The sequence below is a fragment of the Giesbergeria giesbergeri genome (assembly GCF_054779375.1).
In genome coordinates this window covers 94,437-118,336 of the sequence record NZ_BAAGYJ010000005.1, presented here as the reverse complement: position 1 = coordinate 118,336, position 23,900 = coordinate 94,437, and the positions used below count along the sequence as shown (strand labels likewise).

Genomic DNA, 23,900 nt, shown 5'->3' with positions numbered 1-23,900 from the left:
GACGCTCCTTGGCTCAATCGGCCCGAATGCTCTGGGTGGCAATCACTCCCCCCAGCAGCTGGGTGTCAGCCTGAATGCGTCGGGCCAGCCCTTCGGCGGTGGTGCCTGCAACCTGCCAGCCCTGTTGGAACAATTTTTGGCGCACCCCTGGATTGCGTACGATCTGGCTGAGCAGCACTGAGAGCCGCTCTCGCACTGGCAACGGCAGTGCTGGCGAGGAGGCCACGGCATTCCATATTTCTAAATGGAAATCAGCCACCCCCGCCTCGGACAAACTGGGGTAATGGGGCACCAACGTGCTACGCCCAGTAGATGTCACCCCCATAATGCGCAACTTGCCTGCCCGCTCTTGGGCGGCTGCCATTGCTGGGGGCAGCAGGGCCAATTGCAACTGCTCCCCCACCAGCGCCTGGATGACCTGAGGATTGCCAGGATAGGGCACATGCACTGGGGCCATGCCTGTTTTGGCTTTGAGCAACTCCATGCCAATGTGGGCGACTGTGCCCACCCCCGGCGTGCCATAACTCCACCGATCCCCCGCTTGGCGAGCTGCTATCAAGAAATCACGGGTTTGACTCCCCGGTGCTTTGGCAGGCACCGCCAAAACCAAAGGGGCGGTACCGATCAAACTGATAGGCGCCAAATCTTTGAGGGGGTCGTAAACAAGTTTGGGGTTGAGCATCCGTGCAATTGTCAAGTTGCCGTTGATCATCACTCCCAGCGTGTGGTGGTCGGTGGCACGGGCCACCACCTCGGCGGCGATGTTGCCTCCAGCCCCCACCCGGTTTTCTACCACCACTGGCACGCCCAAAGCCTGTGCAAGGGGTTCTGCCAATGTACGTGCGACCAAATCGGGCGAAGAGCCCCCCGGAAAACCCACCACCAACCGGATAGGTTGCGTAGGCCATCCAGGCGTAGCCAGCGCCCTGCCCGCCACCACGGGCTGTGCCAGACAGGCATTGCTGCCAACAGCAGCCAAGGCCCAAAGCAGGGCCGTGCGGCGCGAGGAGGAAGGGGGCATCAAAACTCCTGAACAATCGCTGTGATCCTATGACCCCAGCGCAAAGAAGGCACGTTGCACCTCAATGGTGCATCCTACATTATCGCCACCCCATACGGTGGGGAACAGCCCATCAGGCGTAGGCGCTCAACACCTTGCGCATTTTCTTCATAGCGGCCACCTCAATCTGGCGAATGCGCTCGGCACTCACGCCATAAACCGCCGCCAATTCATGCAGTGTCATGCCACCAGAACCATCGTCATTCACTTTGAGCCAACGCTCCTCCACGATCCGGCGACCACGCTCATCCAACGTAGCCAAGGCAGTGGCAATACCATCGCTGGCCAGCATGTCGCGCTGGTGCGACTCCATCACAGCCGTAGGCTCGTGCGAAGCATCAGCCAGATAGGCAATCGGGCCAAACGCCTGCTCACCATCGTCGGAGGGAGCTGGATCTAACAGCACGTCACCACCAGACATGCGTGTTTCCATCTCTATCACTTCTTCGCGCTTGACTTGGAGCTGATGGGCTACTTGGTCAATTTCAGTATCGGACAAACTGCTGCGGTGCGTGTCTTCGGCATCGGTCTTGAAGCCTTGCTTCATGGAGCGCAAATTGAAGAACAGCTTGCGCTGCGCCTTGGTGGTAGCCACCTTGACCATACGCCAGTTCTTCAGAATGTATTCATGGATCTCGGCTTTGATCCAGTGCATGGCATAACTGACCAGACGTACCCCCTGATCAGGATCAAAGCGTTTGACCGCCTTCATCAGGCCCACGTTACCTTCTTGGATCAAATCGCCGTGGGGCAGCCCATACCCCAAATATTGACGCGAAATAGAAATCACCAGCCGCAGGTGTGACATGACCAAGCGCCCAGCCGCCTCCACATCATTGTGGTCGCGCAGCCGACGCGCATAGCTTTGCTCTTCCTCATAGGTGAGCAAGGGCAAGCGATTGGCTGCCGAGATATAAGCGTCCAGATTGCCCAGCGACGGCACTACGGCCCACGGGTTGGTCGATGCCAAAGCCGCCGATGCGGATCCAGATGAGAGTGTCATTCCAGAAGTCCTTTCTTCCAAGTCTTCATGTTAGCACTCTGTTGGAGAGAGTGCCAAGACCCGAAGTTCCCGACCCTGTAACAAAAAAATCAATGTTGATCGTCACTCAGTTTCCCGCTCTTTGCACTGAGTTCTGAACTCTGACTGCTTCTTTCGTTTGGGATCAAAGGGCAATAGCCCCAATTACTGGGGTTGGATTGATAGTGCCTCTAGCCTCTCGTTCAGACAAGGAGGCACCGAATACGCTACCCAATAAAGGGGGCGACTCTGGCGGATGCCTTTAACGCCGACTTCGTCAAGCTTGTTCAAACCTCCGCTGATGTAAGACCCAGCGAAATTTTTCTAGGTTCTGTTTTTTGCACTGAGCACTGAACTATGGGGACGTTTGCCACGTGAGACAAGGGCAAATACAGCATGGAACTCGGGAGTTTGAGTAAGGGCTGAGGACTGAAATCTTCGGCGAAGCAATTTCTTACTTTTCACCGTTGTTTTTTATTCCATGATGTGGGAATTGTCTCGAAAATACAGAAGATTGTGGTTCTGGTGGCCCTATCAACTCCGCCCGACAGAGCGCGCAGGTTCACTTGATGCCTGCATAACCGGTTGATTGGCACCCTTTTCGCGCAGTTTGCAGGCCTGTTTTGGCCTCTGCGATACCGCTTTAGCACTGGGAAAGCACTCCTATCCCTGTGCACCCATGATGCACTTCCTTGCCATTCACAGATTTCCCAACGTAAACAGCATCGTCAACCGCGCCGTGCTCTTCCCCTGGCCCCGGTAGCCCACCTTGGTGGTAGCCAAACTACTGCTTTTTCACCCTGAACGGTTGTTCCACCTTGTCTCACACGCTGGCCTTAAGCCGCTCGGCCTTGTCTTTGTCTGGTGCCTCTCTGGATCTCGCTCACCCTCTTTGTTTTTGGTCGAGCTGGGCGCAGCAATGCTGCTGGCATCCACGATGGGGCCGGTCTTGAGCATCAGATCTTGCTGGGCCAAACCGATGTTGATGGTCGCCAGCAGGTGTTTCTCCAGCAGGTGGCGAAAGTGCAAGATGATGGTTTCGTCAGGCATGCGGGCTGCGCCATCAAGATCCGCAAAGCAGCGGCACAGCGGCCGCTCGTGCAGCTCTTCTTCCATGGCAGGATCACTCACAGGTTCCACCACAGTTGCAGGCAATGGATGCACAGCATGGTCTCAATAGAAAACCAAAGAAGCTGTCGAAGTCACAACGCTCGAATGGGTATCATGATTCAATCACCACCGCCTGCTTGAACCCATCGGGTACTTCCCGCCAGCGGAAGCTGGGGTGATTCCAGTTCTCTATCGCTGCTTGAACATGTGCCGTGCGGCGGCAACCGCCTACGCACCGTCTACTGAAGCACTCTGCAAGGCGCTTGTGTAGCGGCTGGGGTTCCCCCCGAACTCAGCTGTTGCACGGCGCGCCATTTCAAGCAGTGCTGCCACAGCTACCTCCATGGCAGACGGCTCTCCTAAGCGGGACAATGGGCCTGAAATGGTCAGCGCCCCTTTCAGGTCTCCCAAGGCCCCAAAGACCGGTACGGAGGCAGAAGCCGTTTCGGGATCGCGTTCGCCGTATGAAGTTGCCCACAGGCGCTCTCTTATCAGTTCGAAACTGCTGTCTGTTTCCGTAAATGCCAAGAGCACTTTGCCCGACGCACCCTTACTCACATCAAAGTCCTCGCCGATCCGAATCGACACGCGTACTGCACGTGCAGGTTCGACGCGGCTAACCACCAAGCGTCGCGCACCCGCGCGCACGTAGAACGAGGCAGTCTCGCCAAGCTTGGCGCTCAACTCGGCAAGTAAAGGCTCAATGATCGAATCAACCCGGAAAGACCGTTGGTAGATCGCAGCCAAGCGCATCGGCTGCGGGCCGATGGTGTATTGCCCATCCTCTAGTTTTCGCATGAAACCGCCATGCTCCAGTGCCGCCAGAAGGCGCAGTACGGTGCTCTTGTACAGACCTGTACGGCGGGAGAGCTCCGTGAGAGTCAGCCGCTCATCGGTCAGCTGGAATGCCTCTAGCAAGGCAAAAGCACGATCAAGAACGGCGACGCCACTCGAATTCTCTGCGATGCCGTCATTTGAGGACTTGAGGTTTGGTAAATCGGGAGTCATTGTCGTAGAGGTTGTTCTGCCTAGTAGAACATAGTGACATATAACGAAATAACAAGGGTTTCCCCTATAGCCCCTGCCTTTTTCATGACCTTACAGTTCTTCCACACAGAATATAGTTCTATCTAACAGAACATAATTAACAAAAGTTGAATGCGGCGGCACGCCGCACCTCATAAGAAAGTGGTGGAAACAGTGATGTTGCGCGCTCTCAGATACGGCATGGTCATCATCACCTTCATGGTTTTGATCATGACCCGGCGGCGTATGTTGGCCCTGGTAGCTCTGGCGTTGGTGCCCATCGCATTTGGTTTGGTTGCCGCCTCGCCTGATGCGATCGGAAAGATGCTGACTTTCAGCATCCTCTACTTCAACATCATGAGGACATCAGATACGGAGGCGACCAAAAACGTCGTTGTTATGGTTCTTCGGCTTGGTGCTGGCCATGCTGCTGTTCGGCGTCATCCCGTTTATTTCAGTGGTCGGATGAGGGGTACGACATGAGCGGGAACTATCTGAGCGTGCGACCTGACTGGCTGGCAAAGGGGCTGGAGCCGGTGCTAGAGCCAGACCTTGCCATCGTGGATGCGCATCACCACTTTTACGACCGCCCTGGCTGGACTTATTTACGCGAAGAGTATCTTGCGGACGCCATGTCTGGTCATGCAGTGCAGGCCTCGGTCTACATGCAGGCGCTTACGCGCTATCGGGCCGATGGTCCGGAGCACCTGAGGCCTGTGGGCGAAACTGCGTTTGTGGTGCAGTCCACCTTGCCGCAGCCAAGTACGCCATTCATTGCTCATGGGATCGTTGGCTATGTCGATCTGCGCAGAGGGGCGGCAGTGCGCGAGGTATTAGAAGCGCATGAGGCGGCAGGTGAGGGGCGATTTCGGGGCGTCCGGCACTTGGCAACCTGGGATACAGACAGCTCGCTGGCCAACCCACTGACCGCTGCCCCCAAAGGCCTCCTCGCCGATGCCGGCTATCGCGTAGGCTTAGCAGAACTTTCGGCGCGCGGACTGAGCTATGACGCTTGGTTGTTTTGGCCCCAGCTTGGCGAGCTATGCGACGTCGCAGACGCATTACCAAATCTCCCGATCATCGTAGACCACTGCGGCGGTGTCGTGCGCATTGGCTCCTATGCCGGCCGCGAGGCAGAAGTCTTTTCTGGTTGGCGTGCGGGAATGCATGAACTCGCCCGCCGGCCCAACGTGTTCGTCAAGCTCGGCGGCCTGGGTATGCGTATCAACGGCTTCGGCTTTGAGCACAAGGCACTGCCACCATCCTCGGAGTTGCTTGCTACCACCTGGCGGCCATGGATGCTGACCTGCATTGAGGTGTTCGGCCCCAAACGCTGCATGTTTGAGAGCAATTTCCCCGTTGACAAAGGCTCCTACAGCTACGTAAACGGCTGGAATGCCTTCAAACGACTGACTCAGGAATTGTCGGCCGCCGAACGACAAGAGCTTTTCCAAGGCACCGCGCGCCGCGTGTATCGGCTTGCCTGACAACTTTTCCCACATACACGCCCCAGGAGACATCATGTCCTTTCTTCCCCGTCTAATCGGCGCTTGCGCCTTTGCGTTCGCTGTGACCGCTCAGGCGCAGTCGGCATATCCCAACCAACCCATCAAAGTCATAGTTCCATTCCCACCAGGTGGTGGCACGGATGCTGTGACCCGCATGGTGCTAGACAAGATTCGGATCGGCACAAACTGGACGTTGATCGTTGAGAACAAAGCCGGTGCCGGTGGCAACATCGGCATGGACGCCGTAGCAAAAGCGGTGCCGGACGGGTATACGTTGGGCATAGGGCAAACAGCCAACTTGGCAATCAATCCTTCGCTGTACGCCAAGATGCCTTACGACGCGAGCAAGGCATTCACACCCATCGCCACGGTGGCGGGCCAAGCTGTGCTACTGGTGGTCAAGGGTGACTCACCCTATAAAACACTCAAGGACTTGGTCAGCACGGCCAAAACCAGACCCGATTCGCTCACCATGGCGTCTGCCGGCAACGGCACCGTAGGCCATCTTACAGGCGAGGTCTTTGCCAAAAAGGCCGGAATCGTCACGCGACACATTCCCTACAAGGGGGCGGGCCCCGCCGCTAACGATTTGCTGGGCGGCCAGGTGGACTACTACTTCGCCACACCGCAGACCGTAATCTCGTTCATCAAGGGCGGCAAGCTGCGGGCGTTGGCCGTCAGTTCAAGCAAGCGCATGCCAGCACTACCCGACGTTCCCACTGTGGCCGAGAGCGGCTATGCAGGATTCGACACCAATGACTGGAAGATGCTGGTGGCACCGGCTGGAACGCCACCCGCCATCGTGTCGCGATTGCAAGCCGAGGTAGCGAAGGCGTTAGCGCGTACCGACACCATGGCCACGTTGCTGGCAGAAGGCAGCACCCCCTTGGGTGGCTCGTCTCAGGAGGCTGCCTCCCTTCTGAAAACCGAACAACAGCGCTGGAGCACAGTCGTGCGCACCGGCAACATCAAGCTCGATTAAGCCATTTTTTGGAGACCGGCCATGAACTTCACCCGCTTTCTTTCGACCACCGCTGCTGTAGTCTGCACTCTTGCCATCGCTCAAACTGTCTTCGCGCAGAATTACCCTGTGCGCCCCATCACCATCGTCGTTCCATATTCAGTCGGTGGCACCACTGACATCGTGGCGCGCCTAGCCGCCAACCAGGTTGGCAATGGCCTGGGTCAGCCTTTCGTCGTGGACAACAAGGTCGGCGGGGGCGGTCTTATCGGTTGGGGAACAGTGGCACGCGCAGCCCCGGACGGCTACACACTCCTCACCACAGAAATGTCCTTCACCATCGCTCCTGGGCTCTTGCCAAAGATGCCCTTTGATGCACAGAAAGGTTTCTCGCACATCATCACTGCTGCGTCTGCACCACACGTCTTGGTCGTTACTCCTAACCTGCCAGCCAAGACGGTGCAGGAATTCATCGCATTGGCCAAAGCAAAGCCAGGCAGCATGAACTACGGCTCGGGCGGGAATGGTACCAACACCCACCTGGGCGGCGAGCTGTTCAAGAGCGCAGCGGGTGTTGACCTGATGCATGTCCCCTACAAGGGAGCCGGAGCAGTGCTGACGGACTTGATGGCAGGTCAAGTGCAGGCGCTGGTCACATCGCTTCCAACCGCATTGCCGCACATCAAATCCGGCAAGCTGCGGGCGTTGGTTGTAACCAGCGATCACCGTTCGCCGCTACTACCCGACGTCCCCTCGGCCAAAGAAGCCAATCTGCCCAGCTTCGTGATGGACTTCTGGGTTGGCTTTGCCGCGCCTGCAGGCACTCCCCAACCAGTCATCGACAAGCTGAACCATGCCTTCATGTCATCCCTGAATTCCGAAGACGGCAAGCGACGACTCGCTGAACAAGGCTTGACCCCCGTTGCCAACACACCTGCGAAGGCATCGCAGCAAGCTACAGCTGAAATGAAACGCTGGGCCGCTGTCGTCAAGGCGGGGAACATCAAGCCCGAATAAGGAGTTGCCATGTCCATCAAACCTCTACGCGGCATCCGTGTGCTGGATCTGACCAACGTGTTGGCCGGGCCGTTCGCTTGCCACCAACTGGCTCACATGGGCGCTGATGTCATCAAGGTGGAGGCGTGCAACACTGGTGATCTGGCGCGGCAATTGGGTGCAGACCAAGAACTGAACCAAGCCATGATGGGTGTGTCATTCCTGGCACAAAACCCTGGCAAGCGTTCGATCACACTAAACCTAAAGCACCCTAAAGGCAAGGAGGCCTTGCGTCGCCTCGTGCGCACCGCCGATGTGCTGGTCGAAAATTATCGGCCCGGGGTGATGCAGCGTTTGGGCGTGGGCTACGAGGATTTGCTGAAGGAGAACTCCACGCTCATCTACTGCGCAATCTCTGGCTTCGGCCAAGATGGGCCCTTGCGCGACCTCCCGGCCTACGACCAGATCATCCAAGGCATGTCTGGCGTTATGAGCATCACAGGCGCCCCGGAGAATGCTCCATATCGTGTGGGCTATCCAGTCGCAGACACCATCGGTGGTATTACGGCTGCTTTCGCAGTCGCGGCAGCCCTCGCTAACCGTCACCGTACTGGAGGTGTCTTCATCGATGTGTCTATGCTTGAAGCTGCAATGGCCACGATGGGCTGGGCTGTGTCCAACCACCTGATCGCTGGCCGCGAACCCAAGCCGCTGGGCAATGACAACGTTACGGCCAGTCCGTCCGGCACTTTTCGTACAGGGAAGGGCCTGCTGAACATCGCAGCGAACAAGCAGGAACAGTTTGAGGCGGTATGCGACGTTCTGGGCCATCCAGAGTGGAAAACCGATCCACGCTTCATCGAGCGGCAAGGCCGCCTGCAGCACCGTGCCGAACTCAAGGCCTTGATTGAGGACGGGCTTGCCGCGAAATCAGCCGACGACTGGTGGTTGCTTCTGAACGAGGTCGGCGTGCCAGCAGGGCCGGTATACACGGTACCGCAGGCGCTGGAGCACCCGCAGATCGCTAAACGTGGCATGGTCGGAACATTTGAGAGCGTACCGGGCGTAGGTCGGGATATTCGGGTAGTTCGCACGGGATTCAAGCTCAACGGCGAGACCCCTACGGTCGATACCCCCCCACCCCAGCTCGGTGAGCACACCGCAGCGATCCTGGCCGAACTTGGCTATTCGGATCGTGAGATTGAGGAACACTTTCAGGAGAAGGTCGTATGACCATCGAAGACCCACGTGTGCCCGACTGGTGGCGCACTTCCATCATCGAAATGAAGCCCGGCATGATCCGCTACAGCGGCTATGCCATCGAGGATCTGATCGGCCGCACTAGCTTCGCGCAAATGATCTGGCTCATGACACGCGGAGAACTGCCCAGTGAAGGCCAAGGCCGACTGCTGGATGCTGCGCTTATGTCTGCCGTGGATCACGGCCCCCAAGCACCAAGCATCGCAATTGCGCGCATGGCAGCTACATGCGGCGTGGGCCTGAACAACGCCATGGCCTCGGCGGTAAACGTGCTCGGTGACGTTCACGGTGGTGCAGGGGAGCAGGCCGTCAGCATGTACCTCGACATTGCCACCCGACAAGACGCAGGGGCGTTGCTGACCGATGCTGTGCGTGCAGGGCTGGATGCAGCCATCGCTGAACACGGCAAGTTTGTGTCTGGCTTTGGACATCGCTTCCACCCGGTAGACCCGCGCGCAGCGCCGCTTCTAGCACTGGTCGATGCTGCTGCGCGCGATGGCATCGTCAGCGGGCGCTTCGCCACCATCGCCCGCGGCGTCGAGGACGAACTCGCGGCACGTAAAGGCGGCCGACGCATTCCTATGAACATAGACGGCGCGACGGCCGTGATCTATGCAGAGCTGGGATTCCTTGCACCACTAGCGCGCGGCCTGTTCTGCCTTTCCCGCTCGGTTGGGATTTTGTCGCATGCTTGGGAACAGACGGGCCAAGGCGGGCGGAACAAGGGGCCAATCCCACGCGAGTATTTGTGGACTTATGACGGTCCTGCCGCACGGGACGTACCCAAGAAAAATTGATTACCAACTCGACATCGGAAACAAAAATGCGGTGTTCGATCGTCCGTCGCGGGCTTGTTCTAGCAAGCCTCGCTGTAGTGACAAACAACTCGTTTGGCCAGGCCGTTACTTGACCAGTCAAGACGGTTGTCGTCCACATCGGCAGGTGTTGGTAGCTCAGCATGGCAAGTCTGGAGTAGCTACCGCCAGCGAAGTTGGGTGGAGACCAAGATGCACTGCATCAAGCGACTGGGTAAGCGTGTGATGTCACGCACCTTCGAGCACCCAGCCAACGAGTTGCACATCTGGACAACGATATTGAACAGATTCACTGAGCTGGGTCGTCCTCAGACAATGGCTGTGGCTGTGGCTGTGGCTGTGGCAATGCATCTCAAACTTGATTTACGCAACAACGCCTGACTACTACCGGCGGCTTGGCGGTCTCCCAAGACAAGTTGTGTAAACGTATCGTCACCTAGTACCACTGCCACGATGGGCCATTGGCACCTTCTCACCTTGCGTAAACTCCAGCATCCCAGCGGCAACCACCTGCTGTGCCGTTTTATCGATTGGTTTGTCATTCCCTATACGGGAGAAGGATGCGCATGACAGTGAACATTGTCATTTTGGACGACTATCAGGACGCTGTCCGCAAGCTGCAATGCGTTTCCTATCTCAACGCTTACACCATCAAGGTTTACACCAATACGGTCAAGGGATTAGGGCAGTTGTCTGTGCGTCTTAAAGATGCCGACATCATCGTCCTGATTCACGATCGTACGCAAATCACCCGCCAGTTGATCGACAAGTTGCCCCGGTTGCGCATGATTGCTCAGGTGGGGCGAGTAGGTAGCCATGTGGATGTGCTGGCTTGTACCGAGCAGGGTGTGGCCGTGGCCGAGGGGGTGAGCTTTCCCGTTGTCACCGCCGAACTCACTTGGGCGCTGTTGATGGCGGCCATGCGGCGGTTGCCACAGTATGTTTCCAATCTGAAGCACGGTGCCTGGCAACAGTCGGGTCTGAAGGCTGGCTCCATGCCTGCCAATTTTGGGTTGGGAGCTGTACTGCGCGGCAAAACGCTGGGCATCTGGGGTTATGGTCAGGTGGGCCAGTTGGTTGCTGGGTATGGTCGGGCTTTTGGTATGCAGGTCTGTATCTGGGGGCGTGACACTTCACTGGCACGGGCGCAGCAGGATGGTTTTGCCGTGGCAAGCAACCGTAAGGCATTTTTTGCCGAATGTGATGTGGTCTCGTTGCACCTACCGCTTTGTGCAGAGACCCAAGCAAGTATTACTTTAGAAGACCTCTCCTGCATGAAGCCTACGGCTTTGTTGGTCAATACATCACGCGCCGAACTGATTGCGCCCGACGCTTTGATTGCCGCACTCAACCGTGGGCGCCCTGGTATGGCGGCCATTGACGTGTTTGAGAGCGAACCCATTCTGCAAGGCCATGCCTTGCTGCGGTTAGAAAACTGTGTCTGCACGCCCCACATTGGTTATGTGGAACAAGACAGCTATGAACAGTCTTTTGGTGCAGCCTTTCACAATGTGCTGCACTACATCAAAGGCACACCCACCAATATCGTCAATCCAGGGGCGTTACAGATGCGCCGTTGACCGGCTCTTGGCGGCCTGGGGTGCGGGCATTGATCCACTCTTGGGCGACGGCCTCGCCCACCGTCTGTCGTACCAAACTACGGACTTCGGTACGCAGTTTGGGCAAGATCAAGGCGGCCTGTTCTTGCACAATATGGTTGATGGCTTCATGCAAGCGGTGTTCTAACGTGCTTTCCACCCGTTGCAGGAGGCGTTGGACTAGGCGGGCTTCCTGCTCTGCTGACAGGGTGCCGGGCAGTGCGGGCGGCACTGGTGTGGCAGGGTGCAATGGCGTGGGTGATGTGATCTGCGAGGCCAATGCCGCATCAATGCTATCGGCCAGTGTGGGGATATCGAGCATCCAGGGCGGAGGGCTGGCTGGAGGCAAGTCTGTGGCGGTAGCCACAGGAGGTGTTGCCACTGGTGCAGACGCGAGAGGTGGTTTGTCACGAGGGATCGGCACCACTTCGGTCAGGGTAGGAATAAAACGGGGTGGTGCCTTGGGGTGTCGGCTCATCTAAAAATCACCTTGGATTGCGACCTTCTGGGGCCAGATCGTGGCGCACGATGGCATAGCCTTGGCTGCTGTAGTCGCGCCAGCGGGCGCGGGCGTGTTGGCGGTCGGTATCGTCCCCCATGCTGACGACCTCGATCAGACGCTCGAACTGTTCAAAACCGGCGGGCACTGTCGTGCCCAAATTCAGCAGCACCTGGTGGTGTCGTGCTTGGCGTGGGTCGGGCAGCAACAGCACCGGCGAAGCGTCGAGCAGCTCTTCACTGGCCTCGGCACCGCAATGGGCAATGAACTCCTCAGGTGCCCACTGCCATAGCATGGGATCGAGCTCCGCCAGAATATCGGGGGGGGCTGTAATCACCAGCCGTTGTTCATGACGCAGTGCCTTGCGGGCCACTCGGCAGGCGTAGGCCAGTTTGTCGGGGGCATTGAAATGAAAGGCAATCTGCGTCATCGTCGTTTGCAGGTTCAAGCAGCGCGGGGTGTGCTGGCCTTGGCGCGCGAGGGGCGTGCGGGCTTGGCAGGTGCTGCTGCCTTGGGGGTGCTGGTTTGCTGCAATAGGTATTGAACCAACAGACCTACCGGGCGGCCTGTAGCGCCCTTGGCGGCGCCACCCTTCCAAGCGGTGCCAGCAATGTCCAGATGTGCCCACGGGGTACTGCCTACAAATTTTTGCAGAAACTTGGCTGCGGTAATGGAGCCACCGGGGCGCCCTGCCACATTGGCCATATCGGCAAAATTGGACTTCAGCCCTTCGGCGTAATCATCGTCCAATGGCAAGCGCCAGCACAGATCTTGTGCAGCCTCGCCAGCAGTTTGCAAAGACTGGGCCAGCGCATCATTGGTGGCAAACAAGCCACTGCGTACGCTGCCCAGGGCAATGACACAGGCACCTGTGAGCGTGGCAATATCGATGATGGCAGTCGGCTTGAAGCGGGCCGCATAAGTGAGGGCATCGCACAAAATCAGTCGGCCCTCGGCATCGGTGTTGAGGATTTCGATGGTCTGGCCGCTCATGCTCGTGACCACATCACCGGGTTTGACGGCTCGGGCATCGGGCAGGTTCTCACAGGCAGGAATCAGCCCCACCACATTGATCTCGGGTTGCAGTTCACCCAGCGCCTGAAACACGCCCAACACGCTGGCAGCACCGCACATGTCAAACTTCATCTCATCCATTTCGGCGCCGGGCTTGAGCGAGATGCCGCCACTGTCAAAGGTAATGCCCTTACCTACCAGTACGATGGGGGCTTGGGACTTGGCAGCGCCGTTGTAGCGCAGTTCAATAAAGCGCAATTCTTCATGTGTGCCTTGGGCCACCGCCATAAAGGCGCCCATGCCCAGTTTGTTCACCTCGGCTGGCCCCATGATCTTGCATTGGATGTTGGGTTGTTTGGCCAGCTCTTTGGCTGCGTTAGCCAGCATTGTGGGGGTAGCGTGGTTGCCGGGGCGGTTGCCCCATTCGCGGGCCAGTTCTACGCCCGTGGCTATGGCTACACTCTGGTGAAAGGCCTCGGCCACTGAGGCGGGGTTGGCCACACCAATGAGCACCCGTTGCAGGCTGCGGGCTTCGGCTTTGGGCTTGGTCGCAGTGTAAACATAGCTGGCTTGCGACACCGCTGCCACGGCAGCCGCCACTGCGCTGGCCTCCACGGGGCCAGCAAAGCAGACCACAGCGCGTTTGGGGGCGCCAGTGCTGAGTGTGCCTGCCAGTGCTTGTACGCCTTGGCGCACACTGGCTGCTAGGCCGTCACCTATGCCTGCCAGCACCACCCGGCGGGCCGCCACCGTGGGCACTTGGTAACAAGGCAGAATTTTGCCTGCTTTGGTTTGCAGGTCACCCGCCTTGATGGCCCCAGCCACCAGTGTGGACAGTGCATCGCTGCCTGCGGTAAAACCATCGGGCACCAGCACGATCAGCAGATCGCATTTTTCGGTGGCGGCTGTGGACAGCGTAAGGGCTTTCAAGTCGAAGTTCATAATTCACCTTTTATTTTCAACCAATGTTATTCGATTCATCCATCCGCAAGGAGCTGGCCCGCAGCTTCGGCGCCACCTTGGTGGTGTTGGTCACGGTGGTGATGACCATGATGCTGATCCGCACTTTGGGTCAGGCGGCACGCGGCAATGTCAGTCCTTCGGATGTGATGCTGGTCATGGGTTTTACGGTGCTGGGCCAATTGCCCACTCTGTTGAGCCTGTGCCTGTTTGTTGCGATTGTTAGCACGCTGACGCGCATGTACCGCGACAGCGAAATGGTGATCTGGTTTGCCAGTGGCCGGGGATTGCTCAGTTTTCTGGGGCCGCTGTTGCGCTTTGCCTGGCCGGTGTTACTGGCTATTGCCTTGCTCGCATTACTGGTTTGGCCTTGGGCTAATCAGCAGATTGAAACCCTCAAGCTTCAGTACGAGCAACGCAGCGACATTGACCGGATTGCTCCGGGCGAGTTCCAAGAGTCGGCCAATGGCACCCGTGTGTTTTTTATTGACCGCGACAGCACGGCGGGCGATGTGGCCAGCAAGGTTTTCATTGCCGCCACGGAGGCCCGCAGCGAGGCTGTTACTTCGGCCCACAGCGCCAGGGTGGAAGTGCGCGATGGCGAGCGACTGGTCATTTTGAGCAAGGGCCAGCGGGTCGAGACCGCTGTCGATCAGCCTGGCACCAAGGTCAGTGAGTTTGCCGAATACGGCACCCGCATTGGCACTGCGGCCATTGATTCCAACAATGCCCGCCCTGTCAAGACGCGCAGCACCCCACAACTGTTGGCCCAAGGCGCTTCCACCGATTTGGCCGAGGTGGGCTGGCGTCTGGGGTTGGCCTTGGCCGCCTTCAATTTTGTGTTGCTGGCGCTGGCATTGGCCAGTGTCAATCCCCGCGCCAGCCGCAGCGGCAACCTGCTGTTGGCCTTGTTTACTTTCATTGTGTATTACAACTTGCTCACGTTGGGCCAAAGTTGGGTGGGGTCGGGCCGTATCACGCTCGTGTCTTTCCTGGGGTTGCTGCATGGCAGCACGCTGGTGTTGGCGGCGATATTGCTGGCGGTGCGCCATCACCATTGGAGTCCGCGCTATTGGTGGCGCCGTCGGAGTGCTGCATGAAAACCATCCGTCGTTTGATCCATCGCGAAGTGCTGGCAGCGGTGGGTTTTGTCACACTGGGTTTTTTGGCACTGTTCTTCTTTTTCGATCTGGTCGATGAGTTGCGCTGGGTAGGCCGCAGTCCTACTGGCGGCTACCAGTTGCCCCATGCCTTGCTGTTTGTGACGTTGGCATTGCCCAACCACCTGTATGAGCTGCTGCCTATCACGGTGTTGATTGGCACCATTTTTGTCATGGCCAGGCTGGCGCAAAGCTCAGAGTTCACCATCATGCGTACCAGTGGGCTTGGGCCTTGGCGGGCTTTGCGCACCTTACTGACACTGGGCGGCTTTTTTGTCTTGCTGACCTTTGCGGTGGGAGACTATTTGGCCCCCTTGGCCGACCGGGCTGCACAGTTGGTCAAGGCCCGCTACCAAGGTGTGTTAACGACGGGCGCAACCGGGGCTTGGCTGCGCGAAACCCAAGGAGAATACTCCTTTGTGGTGAATGTGCGTGCCATTGGCCCAGATGGCCACATGCTGGGTTTGCGGGTGTTTGGTTTTGATCACCAAGGCCGCATGGTGTCGCGCACACAGGCTGCCGGAGCACAGTTTGCTGCTGAAGGTGGCTGGATGTTGCAGCAGGCCCAGCACACAGCCTACTACGCCGCCACAGATGCAATGGCCCCTGCGCGTGTTGAGACCCTGCAATTGCCCCAATGGCATTGGCCCACGCAGATCAGTGCCGACATGGTGGCTGCTGCTGTGCTCAAACCCGATCGCATGGCTACTCTCGATCTGTTCCAGTACATCCACCACTTGGAGGCCAACGGGCAAGCAGCCCAACGCTACGAGATTGAGTTCTGGCGCAAGGTGTTTTATCCCCTGAGCTGCTTGGTGATGGTTGTGCTGGCGCTGCCTTTTGCGTACCTGCATTTCCGCTCTGGAGGCATTGCCAGCTATGTGTTTGGTGGTGTGATGGCAGGCATTAGTTTCTTTTTGCTCAACAATGTGTTTGGTTTTGTGGGCAGTTTGCAGCATTGGGCGCCTTGGGTGGCGGCTGCGGTGCCTGGGGTGTTGTATTCCTTGCTGTCATTGGCGGCTTTTGGCTGGTTGGTGCTGCGCCGTTGAAGGTGTAGTTTTCTGGATGTTCTGATGGCCCTGTCTCCCCCTCCTTCCCACGGTGTGATTTTGTTTGCCCACGGCTCGCGCGACCCCTTGTGGCGTCTTCCCATCGAGGCAGTGCGGGAGCGCATGGCTGCGACCCAGCCACAGGTGCTGGCCTGTTGTGCGTATCTGGAGTTGTGCCAGCCAGATCTGACGCAGGCTGTGCAGCATTTGTGCGATCAGGGCGTTCGTTCCATTACGGTCGTACCGATGTTTTTGGGCACAGGTAAACACGCCCGTGAAGACCTGCCCCATTTGGTCGATGCCTTGCGTGTGGCCCACCCGACGATTGATTTGACAGTGCAAGCCGCCATTGGTGAAGACCCCCGCATGACGGCGCTGATGGCCGATATTGCTGGCGCGCACCCACCCTCCCTGTAGGGTGGGTGCGGGGGGCATACGGCCACGGGGATGGTGAGTGCTTTAGATGGATAAGACATAATGAAGAAAATCTTTATGAAAAATAAAGCATGAACCTGCATCAATTCCGCTTCGTGCAAGAAGCAGCCCGCCGCAATCTCAACCTGACCGAAGCCGCCAAGGCGTTGCACACTTCGCAGCCGGGGGTCTCCAAGGCCATCATTGAGTTGGAAGAGGAGCTGGGCGTAGAAATTTTTGCCCGCCATGGCAAGCGTCTGAAGCGCATTACCGAGCCGGGCCAGCATGTGTTGCGCAGTATTGAGCTCATCATGCGCGAGGTCAGCAACCTCAAACGCATTGGTGAGCAGTTCAGCGCCCAAGACAATGGCACCCTGAGCATTGCTACTACCCACACCCAAGCGCGTTATGTGTTGCCCGTGCCGGTGGCGCGTTTGCGCGAAGCCTATCCCAAAGTCAATGTGAGCCTGCACCAAACAACGCCCGATCAAGTAGCGCGCATGGTGATTGACGAAGTAGCCGAGATTGGTATGGCGACCGAATCGCTGGCCGACTACCCCGAATTGGTCACACTGCCATGCTACGAGTGGCAGCATGTGTTGGTGTTGCCGCCGGGCCATCCGTTGGCACAAAAAGAGCGCATTGCCGTAGAAGACATTGCCCACGAGCCGCTCATTACTTACCACCCGTCCTTCACTGGGCGCGGCAAGATTGATGCCGCTTTTGCTGCGCGTCGCTTGCAACCGCGCATCGCCTTAGAAGCGATTGACTCGGACGTGATCAAAACCTATGTGCGTTTGGGGTTGGGCATTGGCATTGTGGCCGAAATGGCCATGCGTGACGACCCAGTAGGCGACTTGGTGGTGCGCCCCGTGGGCCATCTGTTTGGTCAGAGTGTGGCACGGGTGGCTTTTAAGCGGGGGGCGTATTTGCGCAACTTTGTTTATAAGTTCGCTGAACTCATCAGCGACCGATTGAGCCGCGATTTGGTGGCCCGTGCCATGACTGGGCATGTGAACGACTACGAACTCTAAGGCTGCCAGGGTGTGCCATGACTTCCACTTTTGCCGCTGACCCTACTCCTGTACTAACCAGTCGCCTGCCCCAAGTAGGCACCACCATTTTCACGGTCATGTCGGCATTGGCTGCCGAGCATGGGGCCGTTAATTTGGGGCAAGGATTTCCAGATTTTGATTGCGATCCCACCTTGCTGGAGGCTGTCGGCCAAGCGATGCGGGCTGGACACAACCAATATGCGCCGATGGCGGGGGTGCCCCTGCTACGACAGGCAGTGGCCGCCAAAATAGAGGCATTGCATGGGCGCAGCTACCACCCCGATACTGAAATCACCATCACTGCTGGGGCTACACAAGCCATTTTGACCGCTATTTTGGCCGTGGTGCATCCGGGCGATGAAGTGATCGTGCTTGATCCCTGCTACGACAGCTATGTGCCCAATATTGCCTTGGCTGGTGGTGTGGCCGTGCGCGTGCCCTTGACACCCGGTAGTTTTCGCCCTGATTTTGACCGTATCGGTGCTGCTATCACGCCACGCACGCGCGCACTCATCATCAACAGCCCACACAACCCCAGCGCCACTGTGTGGAGTCGGCAGGATATGCTACGGCTGCAAGAGTTGTTGGCCCCCACCAATGTGCTGCTCATCAGTGATGAAGTGTATGAACACATGGTGTTTGATGGTGCCGAGCATGAAAGTGCCGCCCTCTTTGCGGGGTTGGCGGCACGGGCTTTTTTGGTGTCCAGTTTTGGCAAAACCTTCCATGTCACGGGCTGGAAGGTGGGCACGGTGGCGGCCCCGGCGGCATTGATGGCTGAGTTTCGCAAGGTGCACCAGTTCAATGTGTTTAGCGTCAACACCCCGATGCAGTATGGCTTGGCCGCCTACATGAGCGACCCGGCCCCCTATCTGCAATTGCCCAGGGTTTACCAGGCTAAGCGTGATTTATTCCGTCAAGGGCTTGAAGGCTCCCGCCTGCGCCTGTTGCCCAGCACGGGCAGTTACTTTCAGTGTGTAGATATTTCTGCAGTCAGTGATTTGAACGAAGCCGATTTTTGCCAGTGGCTGGTGCGCGAAGTGGGCGTGGCGGCTATTCCGCTGTCGGCGTTTTATGGTGATGGCTTTGACCAGCGCGTGGTGCGCTTTTGCTTTGCCAAACGGGACGAAACCTTGCGGGCTGCGCTGGAGCGTTTGCGGGGATGTTTTCGTGCCAGCCGTTAAGGGATGACGGCAGGGGGAGGCTGAAAAAACTCCATGCGATTGCGCCCAGCATCTTTGGCGCGGTACATCGCTGCATCTGCCTGATCTAGCAGCTGTTCGGCGCTGGTGTCATGTCCTGAGAAAAAAGTCACACCTGCACTGGCCGTGCAGCGATGTTCAATCACCGTGGGCTGGCCTTGTGCATCCGTGTCTTGCAACTGGTAGGGTTCTGACAGAGCTTGGATCACCTTTTCTGCCACATGGCGGGCCTGTTCGGTGGCGGTAGGCCAATGGTTGCTCAGACCATTGAGCACCACCACAAATTCGTCGCCACCCAAACGGGCTGCGGTATCGCTGCCCCGAATGGTCTGGCGCAGGCGCTGCGCGACTTCTATCAGCAGCAGATCGCCTATATGGTGACCATAGCGGTCGTTCAGCGGTTTAAAGTTGTCCAAGTCCATAAACACCACCGCACTGTGCTGGCCGGTGCCTTGGTTATTTGTCATGGCCAGATCCAGCTGCTCGTGCAGCAAGCGGCGGTTGGGCAGGTGCGTGAGCGCATCATGGAAGGCCAGTGCCCGGATGCGTTCGTCCATTTGCTGCCGTTCGGTAATGTCGGAGCAGAAGTTCAGCGTGGAGGGTTGGTCACACCAATCAATGGCCACACCACTGATTTCCATCCAACGCACACCCCGGTTTTTGGTGAGCACACGGGCCGGGTATTTCAGGTCATCGGCATGGCCCTGTAGCCGTTTTTGGTGGTTTTGGTACACCAGTGGGCGGTCGTCAGGGTGGATGAAGCTCAAGATGGACTGCCCCAGCAGTTCGTCACGGCTATAGCCAAACAAATCTATAAATTTGGGATTGACAAAGCGCAACACGCCGTTTTCTAGCACGCAGATGCCTTCATTGGCCGACTCAATCAGCTTGCGGTAGCGGTGCTCACTTTCTACACGGGCCTGTTCTGACCGCTCTTGCGCCATCACCAGCATCCCCACCGACAGCAGCAGCGTGTCCAGTAGCGACAGCATAAAGCTCAGGATCACTGTCAAAGTGGAGTCGGTGATTTTTTGTGCGGAATCTAATCCGGCCAAGGTCACCACTATCCGATAGAGCATGGTCAAGGAGGTGAGTACGGCGGCAAACCCCAAGATGTATTTGCCCCGCCCCACAATCTGCTGACGCCCCTGCCACAACAGCACCGACATGTGGACAAACTGTAGCAAGGTAATGAAGGACAACAGAATCCGGCGAGCTTGGTAGGCATCCACCAGCCACCAGGTGCCCAGCCCCACGATGACCACCGGAATCGCCACCAAGCCCCGCGGAGCCTTGCGCCCCTGAAAGCGGTACAGCGCCAAAACATACAACGCCATTGCGGCATTGATGGCCATATTGCCCAAGACCACTGATAACAGCGGTGACACCTGATCGCGCCAAAAGAAGAGGGCATAACCCACGCTTTGCGCTAGCAAGCCCCAAGAGAAAACCTGTAAATCTGGTTGGCGGCGGTAGGCTACGGAAGCAATCGACAGTGCCATTGCCATCACGCCCACGAAGAGCATGACAAACATGGTGGGAATGTGCAGGCTGGTCATGGGAGCAAGGACAGTCGTGGCAGGTCGGGGCCACCATCTTATGCCTGCGGTTGCATCACAGCAGCACAATGTCGTATTGTTCTTGTCCGATGGCGTTTTCTGCTTGCAGCGAAATGGGTTTGCCGATGAAGTCGCTCAGTCCGGCCAGATGTTGGCTTTCTTCGTCCAGTAGTAGCTCCACGACCTGCGGTGCTGCGACCACGCGAAACTCGCGTGGATGGAACTGGCGGGCCTCGCGCAGAATATCGTAGGCCACGCTGCGGGCAGTTTTGATGGCTCCCCGTCCCTGGCATGAAGGACAAGGCTCGCACAGCATGTGTGCCAGCGAGTCTCGGGTGCGTTTGCGTGTCATCTCTACCAGCCCCAATTGCGAGAAGCCCCCGGCAGTGGTCTTGACCCGGTCGCGGCCTAGTTGCTTCTTAAATTCGGCCAGCACGGCATGTTGGTGGTCTTCGCGCACCATGTCAATAAAATCGACAATGATGATGCCACCCAAGTTGCGCAGGCGCAGTTGGCGGGCAATAGCACCCGCTGCCTCCAGATTGGTCTTGAAGATGGTGTCGTCAAAATTGCGCGCACCCACAAAGCCACCTGTGTTCACATCCACGGTGGTGAGGGCTTCGGTTTGGTCAATGATCAAATAGCCGCCCGACTTGAGATCCACCCGGCGGCCCAACGCCCTGGCAATCTCTTCATCAATCGAATACAGGTCAAAGATTGGGCGTTCGCCTTTGTAATGCTGTAACTTGGCCGTGGCCGCAGGCATAAATTCTTGGCCGAAGGCGCGCAGGCGCTGGAACTGCTCCATAGAGTCAAGCCGGATGGTGTGTGTGTGTTCACCAACCAAGTCGCGTAGCACACGTTGCAACAGGTCTAGGTCTTGCAGCAGCAGTGATTTGGGGGGCAACTTGAGCGAGGCTTCTTTGGTGCGCGCCCAAGTTTTGCGCAGGTAGGCAATGTCTTCGGCCAGTTCGGTGTCGCTGGCATCTTCGCCGTTGGTGCGCAGAATAAAACCGCCGCCACCGCCGGTTTCTTTGGTGCCCACCAAGGCTTGCAAACGGCTGCGCAAGGCATCGCGCTCGGCAGCGGGTATTTTTTGTGAAACGCCGACGTGGTCGTCTTGTGGCAAAAATACCAGCAAGCGTCCGGCAATGCTGATTTGGGTGGACAGGCGGGCACCCTTGGTGCCCATTGGGTCTTTAATGACCTGCACGATCAGTGACTGGCCTTCAAAAACTTGTTTTTCAATGGGCACCAGTGGTTCGCCTTTGCGGGCCAAACTGGGTGGTTCTCCATCGGGTTGGCGTTGCCAAACGTCGGCTACGTGCAAAAAGGCGGCACGTTCCAGCCCAATGTCGATAAAAGCCGATTGCATGCCGGGCAGCACCCGTACTACTTTGCCCAAGTAAACGTTGCCAACCAAGCCCCGCTCCAGCGGGCGCTCCAAGTGCAGTTCTTGCACGGCACCGTTCTCGATAATGGCAACGCGGGTTTCTTGGGGTGACCAGTTGATGAGGATGTCTTGTTGCAGGCTGGGCATGGCAGATGGGCGCCCGCAGGCGCTCGGCAAAGAGAAGGATCAGAGGGAAAATCCGGCACCACGCAGCAATTGCGCGGTTTCGAACAGTGGCAGGCCCATGATGCCTGAGTAACTGCCGCTCAGGTGTTGTACATGGGCTGCTGCTCGGCCCTGAATGCCATAGGCTCCTGCCTTGCCCAAAGGTTCACCGCTGGCCACGTAGGCAGCAATCTGTTCTGCACTCATGGCGGCAAAAGTCACGCGAGACACCGATAGAGTGCTCCAGCGCCGTACACCGTGCTGCAAAGCCACGGCGGTGAGCACGCGGTGGGTGCTGCCTGCCAGTTGTGTCAGCATGTGCGTGGCATGTGTGGCATCTTCTGGCTTACCAAAAATGGTACGGCCCCGTGCCACGGTGGTGTCGGCACACAAAATGGGGGCCGGTGGCAGTCCCCGGCGCGCATGGCGGGCCACGGCGGCATCGAGCTTCAGGGCCGTTACGCGCTGCACATAGGCCGTGGGGGATTCACCGGGCAGCACTGCCTCTAATGCCTCGGCATCTTCGGCCTCATCAGGATGGTCTGGGGAGTGGGCCAGCAGCAATTGGTGCTGAATGCCCAGTTGCTCTAGCAATTGGCTGCGGCGTGGGCTTTGCGAGGCCAAGTAAATAAAAGCAGGCATGGCAATGCTCCAGCGAAATGGCGATAAACGGGCTATTCTCGGTGGTAAGGATGCCCCGCATTGACTGACCAAGCCCGGTAGAGCTGCTCAATCAGTAGCACCCGCACCATGGCATGTGGCAACGTCAGATCAGACAAGCGAATGCGCTCATGCGCCGCTTGCCGAAAGGCTGGGTCTAGGCCATCGGGGCCACCAATCACCAGTGCCACATCATCGCCCGACAGCTGCCAGCCTTTGAGCCGTTCGGCCAAGGCCTTGGTGGTCAGGTTGGTGCCGCGTTCGTCCAACGCCACCACACGGGTGCCGCGTGGAATAGCCGCTTCGATGCGTTCGCGTTCGGCGGCATAAAGGGTTTCTAGCGTTTTGGAGCCACGCGGCTCGGTCTTGACGGCTTTGAGTTCCACCTTAAGCTCTGGCGGAAAGCGTTTGGCGTAGTCGTCGTAGGCAGTTTGTGCCCAGTCGGGCACGCGCTGGCCTACTGCAACAATCAGCAGGCGCATGGCTCAAGACTCCTTATTCCGGCTTGCTGCGGGGTGCGGCCTTGCGGGCAGGGGCTTTCTTGGCGGCGGTGGTTTTGGCCGGGGCCGCTTTTTTGTCGGCGCGGGGCTTGACTACCACGGTCTTGACTGGCTTGGGAGTAGCAGGTGCTGTAGTGGTGCTCTTGGGGGCTTTTTTGGCGGGCGCCTTGGTCACCGTGCTGGGGCTGGCTGCGTTGGCCGAGGTGCTCTTGGGAGCGGCTGTCTTGCGGGCAGCGGGCTTTTTGGCTGCCACGGGCGACTCGGCAGTGGCAGCGACACTGCGGCTGGTTTTGCGCGCGGCGGGTTTCTTGGTGGCAGGGGTGTCTTCTGGGGTGGCCGCTTGTGCTTTGGCTGCCCGGCGGGCGGCCGTTTTGGCAGGCACCTTGGCTGCGGGGGCTACTGGCTTGGCTGCACCGAGTTTGAGGCGCACGGGTTTTTCACCCCACAGCTCTTCCAATCGGTAGTATTGGCGGATGGTGGGTTGCATGATGTGAACCACGGCAGCCCCACAGTCCACAATGATCCATTCGCCATTGTCTTCGCCTTCGGTGCGGGGCTTGGTAAAGCCTGCTTCGCGCACGGCATCGCGCACGCTGGCGGCCAGTGCCTTGGTTTGGCGGTTGGAGGTGCCCGATGCCACGATCACACGCTCAAACAGTGGTGACAGATGCTCGGTGTTGAAAACCTGGATGTCCTGTGCCTTGACGTCTTCAAGGCCATCGACGATGGCGCGCTGGAGTTTGGTCACGTCTTTTTTGGCAGCGGGGGCCGAGGTGGTATTGGTGGTCATCAGGTTGTATGTTTGGAATAAAGAAAAAAATCGGGAAGGCCCAATATAGCGCGCCGCCGCAGATCAGGCCAGTGGCCCCGCGGCGGCGGTGTCAGGAAAAAGACGTGGGCAGAGTCAGGGCAGCC

The 23,900-nt window shown here is 58.1% G+C and carries 23 protein-coding genes and 3 pseudogenes; 14 read left to right on the top strand and 12 right to left on the bottom strand.

Features of this window, described 5'->3' with window-relative positions:
- Positions 1-13: 13 nt before the first annotated feature.
- The 3 genes and pseudogenes from ACYVB2_RS10430 to ACYVB2_RS10420 all read right to left on the bottom strand — a co-directional run.
- On the bottom strand, positions 14-1,021 hold the full coding sequence (locus ACYVB2_RS10430; RefSeq protein ID WP_382432351.1) for a Bug family tripartite tricarboxylate transporter substrate binding protein: 1,008 nt from the start codon (positions 1,019-1,021) through the stop codon (positions 14-16).
- Positions 1,022-1,133: 112 nt separating this feature from the next.
- A complete protein-coding gene (gene rpoH, locus ACYVB2_RS10425; protein WP_382432349.1) occupies positions 1,134-2,063 on the bottom strand; it encodes an RNA polymerase sigma factor RpoH in 930 nt (309 codons plus the stop codon).
- An 873-nt stretch (positions 2,064-2,936) separates the two neighbouring features.
- Positions 2,937-3,265: pseudogene (locus ACYVB2_RS10420) on the bottom strand (transposase); the annotation flags it as partial.
- On the opposite strand from ACYVB2_RS10420, the pseudogene ACYVB2_RS10415 reads away from it, so the two are divergent.
- Positions 3,262-3,462, top strand: a pseudogene (locus ACYVB2_RS10415) (hypothetical protein); the annotation flags it as partial. The pseudogenes ACYVB2_RS10420 and ACYVB2_RS10415 overlap by 4 nt on opposite strands.
- On the opposite strand, the gene ACYVB2_RS10410 reads toward ACYVB2_RS10415, so the two are convergent.
- The gene (locus ACYVB2_RS10410; RefSeq protein WP_382432347.1) at positions 3,420-4,199 is read right to left on the bottom strand and encodes an IclR family transcriptional regulator; all 780 of its coding nucleotides are present in this window, start codon (positions 4,197-4,199) and stop codon (positions 3,420-3,422) included. The pseudogene ACYVB2_RS10415 and the gene ACYVB2_RS10410 sit on opposite strands and share 43 nt — an antisense overlap.
- A gap of 195 nt (positions 4,200-4,394) precedes the next feature.
- Here ACYVB2_RS10410 and ACYVB2_RS10405 point away from each other — a divergent pair, with 195 nt between their 5' ends.
- From ACYVB2_RS10405 to ACYVB2_RS10370, 8 genes and pseudogenes are all read left to right on the top strand, one after another.
- Entirely contained in the window at positions 4,395-4,700 is a 306-nt protein-coding gene (locus ACYVB2_RS10405) for a hypothetical protein (protein ID WP_382432346.1), read from the top strand.
- The gene (locus ACYVB2_RS10400) at positions 4,697-5,704 is read left to right on the top strand and encodes an amidohydrolase family protein (protein WP_382432344.1); all 1,008 of its coding nucleotides are present in this window, start codon (positions 4,697-4,699) and stop codon (positions 5,702-5,704) included. Before ACYVB2_RS10405 ends, ACYVB2_RS10400 begins: the two co-directional genes overlap by 4 nt.
- Positions 5,705-5,738: 34 nt before the next feature.
- Positions 5,739-6,707, top strand: a complete 969-nt coding sequence (locus tag ACYVB2_RS10395) for a Bug family tripartite tricarboxylate transporter substrate binding protein (RefSeq protein ID WP_382432342.1) — start codon at positions 5,739-5,741, stop codon at positions 6,705-6,707.
- 21 nt (positions 6,708-6,728) lie between these two features.
- Positions 6,729-7,703: a Bug family tripartite tricarboxylate transporter substrate binding protein gene (locus ACYVB2_RS10390; RefSeq protein WP_382432340.1), complete on the top strand. Its 975-nt coding sequence runs from the start codon at positions 6,729-6,731 to the stop codon at positions 7,701-7,703.
- A 9-nt stretch (positions 7,704-7,712) separates the two neighbouring features.
- The gene (locus tag ACYVB2_RS10385; RefSeq protein ID WP_382432338.1) at positions 7,713-8,915 is read left to right on the top strand and encodes a CaiB/BaiF CoA transferase family protein; all 1,203 of its coding nucleotides are present in this window, start codon (positions 7,713-7,715) and stop codon (positions 8,913-8,915) included.
- Positions 8,912-9,739: a citryl-CoA lyase gene (locus ACYVB2_RS10380; protein ID WP_382432336.1), complete on the top strand. Its 828-nt coding sequence runs from the start codon at positions 8,912-8,914 to the stop codon at positions 9,737-9,739. The genes ACYVB2_RS10385 and ACYVB2_RS10380 overlap by 4 nt, the downstream gene beginning before the upstream one ends.
- A gap of 162 nt (positions 9,740-9,901) precedes the next feature.
- Positions 9,902-10,138: pseudogene (locus tag ACYVB2_RS10375) on the top strand (hypothetical protein); the annotation flags it as partial.
- A gap of 191 nt (positions 10,139-10,329) precedes the next feature.
- On the top strand, positions 10,330-11,337 hold the full coding sequence (locus ACYVB2_RS10370; protein ID WP_382432508.1) for a D-2-hydroxyacid dehydrogenase family protein: 1,008 nt from the start codon (positions 10,330-10,332) through the stop codon (positions 11,335-11,337).
- On the opposite strand, the gene ACYVB2_RS10365 is transcribed toward ACYVB2_RS10370, so the two are convergent.
- Genes ACYVB2_RS10365 through ACYVB2_RS10355 form a run of 3 tightly spaced genes read right to left on the bottom strand, consistent with a single transcriptional unit; the run spans position 11,306 to position 13,810 of the window.
- Positions 11,306-11,833 (bottom strand): hypothetical protein, encoded by a 528-nt coding sequence (locus ACYVB2_RS10365; protein WP_382432334.1) that lies wholly within the window; start codon positions 11,831-11,833, stop codon positions 11,306-11,308. The two genes, ACYVB2_RS10370 and ACYVB2_RS10365, sit on opposite strands and share 32 nt — an antisense overlap.
- Before the next feature lie 7 nt (positions 11,834-11,840).
- Entirely contained in the window at positions 11,841-12,284 is a 444-nt protein-coding gene (locus ACYVB2_RS10360; protein WP_382432332.1) for a DNA polymerase III subunit chi, read from the bottom strand.
- A 14-nt stretch (positions 12,285-12,298) separates the two neighbouring features.
- Positions 12,299-13,810, bottom strand: coding sequence for a leucyl aminopeptidase (locus tag ACYVB2_RS10355; protein WP_382432330.1), 1,512 nt, complete (start codon positions 13,808-13,810; stop codon positions 12,299-12,301).
- Positions 13,811-13,833: 23 nt separating this feature from the next.
- On the opposite strand from ACYVB2_RS10355, the gene lptF reads away from it, so the two are divergent.
- The 5 genes from lptF (at position 13,834) to ACYVB2_RS10330 (ending at position 18,690) form a co-directional block, all read left to right on the top strand.
- Positions 13,834-14,928: an LPS export ABC transporter permease LptF gene (gene lptF / locus ACYVB2_RS10350; protein WP_382432328.1), complete on the top strand. Its 1,095-nt coding sequence runs from the start codon at positions 13,834-13,836 to the stop codon at positions 14,926-14,928.
- Positions 14,925-16,037 (top strand): LPS export ABC transporter permease LptG, encoded by a 1,113-nt coding sequence (gene lptG / locus ACYVB2_RS10345; RefSeq protein WP_382432326.1) that lies wholly within the window; start codon positions 14,925-14,927, stop codon positions 16,035-16,037. Before lptF ends, lptG begins: the two co-directional genes overlap by 4 nt.
- A gap of 24 nt (positions 16,038-16,061) precedes the next feature.
- Complete coding sequence (locus tag ACYVB2_RS10340) at positions 16,062-16,454, top strand: sirohydrochlorin chelatase (RefSeq protein ID WP_382432325.1); 393 nt, start codon at positions 16,062-16,064, stop codon at positions 16,452-16,454.
- Positions 16,455-16,543: 89 nt separating this feature from the next.
- Positions 16,544-17,485, top strand: a complete 942-nt coding sequence (locus ACYVB2_RS10335) for a CysB family HTH-type transcriptional regulator (protein WP_382432323.1) — start codon at positions 16,544-16,546, stop codon at positions 17,483-17,485.
- Positions 17,486-17,502: 17 nt separating this feature from the next.
- Positions 17,503-18,690, top strand: coding sequence for a pyridoxal phosphate-dependent aminotransferase (locus tag ACYVB2_RS10330; RefSeq protein WP_382432321.1), 1,188 nt, complete (start codon positions 17,503-17,505; stop codon positions 18,688-18,690).
- Here ACYVB2_RS10330 and ACYVB2_RS10325 read toward each other — a convergent pair.
- From ACYVB2_RS10325 to rsfS, 5 genes are read right to left on the bottom strand one after another with little or no spacing between them, the layout of a single operon-like run.
- Entirely contained in the window at positions 18,687-20,267 is a 1,581-nt protein-coding gene (locus tag ACYVB2_RS10325; RefSeq protein ID WP_382432319.1) for a diguanylate cyclase domain-containing protein, read from the bottom strand. The genes ACYVB2_RS10330 and ACYVB2_RS10325 overlap by 4 nt on opposite strands.
- A 55-nt stretch (positions 20,268-20,322) precedes the next feature.
- The gene (rng, locus tag ACYVB2_RS10320; protein WP_382432506.1) at positions 20,323-21,798 is read right to left on the bottom strand and encodes a ribonuclease G; all 1,476 of its coding nucleotides are present in this window, start codon (positions 21,796-21,798) and stop codon (positions 20,323-20,325) included.
- A 48-nt stretch (positions 21,799-21,846) separates the two neighbouring features.
- Positions 21,847-22,467: a Maf family protein gene (locus tag ACYVB2_RS10315; RefSeq protein WP_382432317.1), complete on the bottom strand. Its 621-nt coding sequence runs from the start codon at positions 22,465-22,467 to the stop codon at positions 21,847-21,849.
- A 32-nt stretch (positions 22,468-22,499) separates the two neighbouring features.
- Positions 22,500-22,967, bottom strand: coding sequence for a 23S rRNA (pseudouridine(1915)-N(3))-methyltransferase RlmH (gene rlmH, locus ACYVB2_RS10310; RefSeq protein WP_091457947.1), 468 nt, complete (start codon positions 22,965-22,967; stop codon positions 22,500-22,502).
- A 13-nt stretch (positions 22,968-22,980) separates the two neighbouring features.
- Complete coding sequence (gene rsfS / locus ACYVB2_RS10305; protein WP_382432315.1) at positions 22,981-23,775, bottom strand: ribosome silencing factor; 795 nt, start codon at positions 23,773-23,775, stop codon at positions 22,981-22,983.
- Positions 23,776-23,900: the final 125 nt, after the last annotated feature.

Bases quoted from the DNA above. Each gene is read 5' to 3' on its own strand.
- ACYVB2_RS10410 (WP_382432347.1), bottom strand. From the start codon at position 4,199: ATGACTCCCGATTTACCAAACCTCAAGTCCTCAAATGACGGCATCGCA.
- rpoH (WP_382432349.1), bottom strand. From the start codon at position 2,063: ATGACACTCTCATCTGGATCCGCATCGGCGGCTTTGGCATCGACCAAC.
- ACYVB2_RS10340 (WP_382432325.1), top strand. From the start codon at position 16,062: ATGGCCCTGTCTCCCCCTCCTTCCCACGGTGTGATTTTGTTTGCCCAC.
- ACYVB2_RS10430 (WP_382432351.1), bottom strand. From the start codon at position 1,021: ATGCCCCCTTCCTCCTCGCGCCGCACGGCCCTGCTTTGGGCCTTGGCT.
- rsfS (WP_382432315.1), bottom strand. From the start codon at position 23,775: ATGACCACCAATACCACCTCGGCCCCCGCTGCCAAAAAAGACGTGACC.
- ACYVB2_RS10365 (WP_382432334.1), bottom strand. From the start codon at position 11,833: ATGAGCCGACACCCCAAGGCACCACCCCGTTTTATTCCTACCCTGACC.
- lptF (WP_382432328.1), top strand. From the start codon at position 13,834: ATGTTATTCGATTCATCCATCCGCAAGGAGCTGGCCCGCAGCTTCGGC.
- ACYVB2_RS10330 (WP_382432321.1), top strand. From the start codon at position 17,503: ATGACTTCCACTTTTGCCGCTGACCCTACTCCTGTACTAACCAGTCGC.
- ACYVB2_RS10335 (WP_382432323.1), top strand. From the start codon at position 16,544: ATGAACCTGCATCAATTCCGCTTCGTGCAAGAAGCAGCCCGCCGCAAT.
- ACYVB2_RS10355 (WP_382432330.1), bottom strand. From the start codon at position 13,810: ATGAACTTCGACTTGAAAGCCCTTACGCTGTCCACAGCCGCCACCGAA.
- ACYVB2_RS10395 (WP_382432342.1), top strand. From the start codon at position 5,739: ATGTCCTTTCTTCCCCGTCTAATCGGCGCTTGCGCCTTTGCGTTCGCT.
- ACYVB2_RS10315 (WP_382432317.1), bottom strand. From the start codon at position 22,467: ATGCCTGCTTTTATTTACTTGGCCTCGCAAAGCCCACGCCGCAGCCAA.
- ACYVB2_RS10325 (WP_382432319.1), bottom strand. From the start codon at position 20,267: ATGACCAGCCTGCACATTCCCACCATGTTTGTCATGCTCTTCGTGGGC.
- lptG (WP_382432326.1), top strand. From the start codon at position 14,925: ATGAAAACCATCCGTCGTTTGATCCATCGCGAAGTGCTGGCAGCGGTG.
- ACYVB2_RS10400 (WP_382432344.1), top strand. From the start codon at position 4,697: ATGAGCGGGAACTATCTGAGCGTGCGACCTGACTGGCTGGCAAAGGGG.
- rlmH (WP_091457947.1), bottom strand. From the start codon at position 22,967: ATGCGCCTGCTGATTGTTGCAGTAGGCCAGCGCGTGCCCGACTGGGCA.
- ACYVB2_RS10405 (WP_382432346.1), top strand. From the start codon at position 4,395: ATGTTGCGCGCTCTCAGATACGGCATGGTCATCATCACCTTCATGGTT.
- ACYVB2_RS10390 (WP_382432340.1), top strand. From the start codon at position 6,729: ATGAACTTCACCCGCTTTCTTTCGACCACCGCTGCTGTAGTCTGCACT.
- ACYVB2_RS10380 (WP_382432336.1), top strand. From the start codon at position 8,912: ATGACCATCGAAGACCCACGTGTGCCCGACTGGTGGCGCACTTCCATC.
- ACYVB2_RS10360 (WP_382432332.1), bottom strand. From the start codon at position 12,284: ATGACGCAGATTGCCTTTCATTTCAATGCCCCCGACAAACTGGCCTAC.
- ACYVB2_RS10385 (WP_382432338.1), top strand. From the start codon at position 7,713: ATGTCCATCAAACCTCTACGCGGCATCCGTGTGCTGGATCTGACCAAC.